The 2,811-nt window shown below is 29.1% G+C and carries 5 protein-coding genes; 1 reads left to right on the forward strand and 4 read right to left on the reverse strand.

The annotated features are described in order from the left end of the window. Positions 1-88: 88 nt before the first annotated feature. Positions 89-985, reverse strand: a complete 897-nt coding sequence (locus tag Y7E_RS0106730; RefSeq protein ID WP_017150524.1) for a hypothetical protein — start codon at positions 983-985, stop codon at positions 89-91. A gap of 385 nt (positions 986-1,370) precedes the next feature. Between Y7E_RS0106730 and Y7E_RS0106735 the strand changes: the two genes are divergently transcribed. After that, the gene (locus Y7E_RS0106735; protein WP_017150525.1) at positions 1,371-1,646 is read left to right on the forward strand and encodes a hypothetical protein; all 276 of its coding nucleotides are present in this window, start codon (positions 1,371-1,373) and stop codon (positions 1,644-1,646) included. Between the two features lie 67 nt (positions 1,647-1,713). On the opposite strand, the gene Y7E_RS0106740 is transcribed toward Y7E_RS0106735, so the two are convergent. The 3 genes from Y7E_RS0106740 to Y7E_RS32595 all read right to left on the reverse strand — a co-directional run. Then, positions 1,714-1,947: a YuzF family protein gene (locus tag Y7E_RS0106740; protein WP_000120820.1), complete on the reverse strand. Its 234-nt coding sequence runs from the start codon at positions 1,945-1,947 to the stop codon at positions 1,714-1,716. Positions 1,948-2,185: 238 nt separating this feature from the next. Beyond that, complete coding sequence (locus Y7E_RS0106745) at positions 2,186-2,419, reverse strand: hypothetical protein (protein WP_017150526.1); 234 nt, start codon at positions 2,417-2,419, stop codon at positions 2,186-2,188. 297 nt (positions 2,420-2,716) lie between these two features. Continuing rightward, on the reverse strand, positions 2,717-2,811 hold a 95-nt coding region (locus tag Y7E_RS32595; RefSeq protein WP_017150527.1), incomplete at its 5' end, for a BC1881 family protein.

Genomic DNA, 2,811 nt, shown 5'->3' on the forward strand with positions numbered 1-2,811 from the left:
TGAATTGAGAGATTCATAAAAAACGTCATCCTTTCTGTATATTTCTACAAAAAGAATAGCGTTTTTTTATATTAGATTAAATAAAATATTAAATTATATTAAGACCCTTATGTGTTGGTGAACACTTATTTTCCTCATATAACGTATTAACAAGCTGTTTTAAATTTTTGATGAATAATAGAATCTCTTGACTAGACATTCTAGCATGTTGAAGATGAAATATGTTGCCTTTTCCGATTTCTAACTCGTTTGAATTCAATGTAATAGGGATATTCTTAAAGACATGCCATGGAAAATACAAGTGTACAAAAGTTTCTCTAAAATATATCCCCGATTGACAAATTAATACGCCATCCGATCCTTTACTCAAATTACCAAGGACAGAGGTATCTAAAAAAGCAATGATTTCTTCTTCTTTTGAAACAATATATCGTGCCCAAATTTCCTTTAGCTTTTTGTCTGGAATATGATTGTCAACAAATAAACCATTATCAGGTTCTAATAATTCATCGTACGTCTCAAACAAAGAGCAGATTGATTTTATCTCGTCAATTTTTATAACTGGATGTATATCATTTTGCTTTGAATTGTGGAACGAATTTGTAAGAGCTATAAGTAATTCTTTAAATAACTGCGGTGGATAATCACTGCCGTTAATATTAAAACTTTTTTGTGCATCAAAAGATAAAAAACCATCTTTATCAATTTCAATTTGTTGCACTTCATTTAATTTATCCCATTTCATATTTCCTTTACCTAATAAGCAATTTTTCCAATATAAACCCGAACTTGTAAAATAAACACCATATTTTCCTGAGCCAAATAAATTGCAACTTAAAAAAGCAATAATTCGATCATTCGTTGGTATAGAGAAACGTTTTTTTGCAATTGATAAGAAATCTTCAGGTATTCTAGTAACATAAAATCTAGACTTCTGATATTCTAAACAAATATCAGTTAAACGATTAATATCTATATTCAGCATGATAATTCTCCGTTTCTTATATATTTTTAATATATAAATTATAATATTATCAGGTAAATATTAACACTTAAAATTCGCTTAAATTGAGAGGCACTCTATTGAATTCTAAAATAAATTTGTGTTAAATTGAAAAATTTATTATATATTTTTACCGTTTTGGGGGTAACCTGTTTTCTTAAGTTGATGGGCATGGGTCACCATATCAAAAAAAGAAAATTGTACGTTTAGACACAAAATTGACATATTTTGCTTAGCTTCCTTTACGTTAAGGGATTAGTTTGTATATTTGAGGAGATGTGCGAGACAGGTGTATACTTAGGATAATCTAATATTTTCCATTCGAATATGATAGAATAGAAGTATATCCAAAATGGAGGAATAGCAAATGAACTCAAACACAAAACAGTTTATTTATGATATCCAGCAAAGAAAGAACAATTATATAGAAACTGTATTAATAGCAATACAACACCCTCAAAAAGAGCAATCTGAACAGGTCATTCAAAATATAGTAGAGAAGATGGATATGATGATTAATCTAGTTACTACGTACATGAGGATTGAATCAGGATCTACGGAAGAATTAAAAGAACTTCAGAAAGAAATTATCCATGCTCAAGCATATATCCAAAAAAGAAAATTTGAAGAAACACAGAGATAAAACCCTGTGTTTTTATTTGGACGTCTATGAAAACAATTTGTTATAAATCAAATTAGATGTAATTTGATCATTGTTTTGGCATAATCCATACAATTTGTTGAATTCGTACAATATACGGTACCGTATCTTCAATTAGCAAATGATCTGGTTTCACATCCTTTAACTTTCCTCTTACATTACCTCTTACAGTTTCAATAACCACATGTTTACCAATTACCGATTGTAATGTCTGATATACGTAAGGATTCGGTACACTTACCATATTTTGTTCACTCAAGTCATTTCCCTCCAAATAACTCAATCTATAAAACTCCTTTCTAAACTACATTCTTTCTCTTAATATATGATATAAATCTTTTAAATATGCTAGAAGGATAATTCATTATAGGAACAAAAATAACATTTTAATAAGGTACATTTTCTATTCCTAGATTACTAAAAAATTATTTATATACGGTTACTTTTTTTAGTTAATAGGTGATAATATAGGGATATTTTAAATGTACATTTAGGTTGTTCTTTTCAAGATATGTGTCATTTTAAATACGCCCTTTGTTAGCATACTGCTCATACTTTTTTTGAGATTCTTTCGTAATACGTGCGTTAAGTAAAATTGCTAACAATAAAAACACTCCATATTTTCCTCCTGTAGCTCCTATGATAATCCCACTACTACAAACAAGTACAATTAATAGGATAAACGAAACTAAATAAATACGATCATAATTCTTTGACATCTTCTCGTATTTTATGCGTTCTTTCCTTGCATCCATCTAAATTCCTCCTTTAAATTATCCGTTTCACTATAAGATAAATCCCGCTCTTAAAAAGAAAACAATTTATCGTTTCAAATACTTAGTTTGTTTTTGATCAACTAATGTATATAAAATAAAAAGAAATCCTACCAATATTAAGCTTTCCACTATGATAATCCTGACCCTCTCCTTCCTTTGAACCCCATCACATCAGATGGAATATATGTATATCCTATTATTAGCCGTAGCAAACAAAAAGGATCTTCCCTTCTCGTAAAGGCTGATCCTTTTCTTCGTTCATTCAACTATTTTTAGCTATTCTTGATTAATTAGAATCACAGCTGGTCCATCTACACGAATTCCACCAACTTCGATTTTTTCATAAGGCTCAACTGTAATAGAAAGAATTC

The organism is Bacillus bingmayongensis, assembly GCF_000299035.1.
GTDB lineage: Bacteria > Bacillota > Bacilli > Bacillales > Bacillaceae_G > Bacillus_A > Bacillus_A bingmayongensis.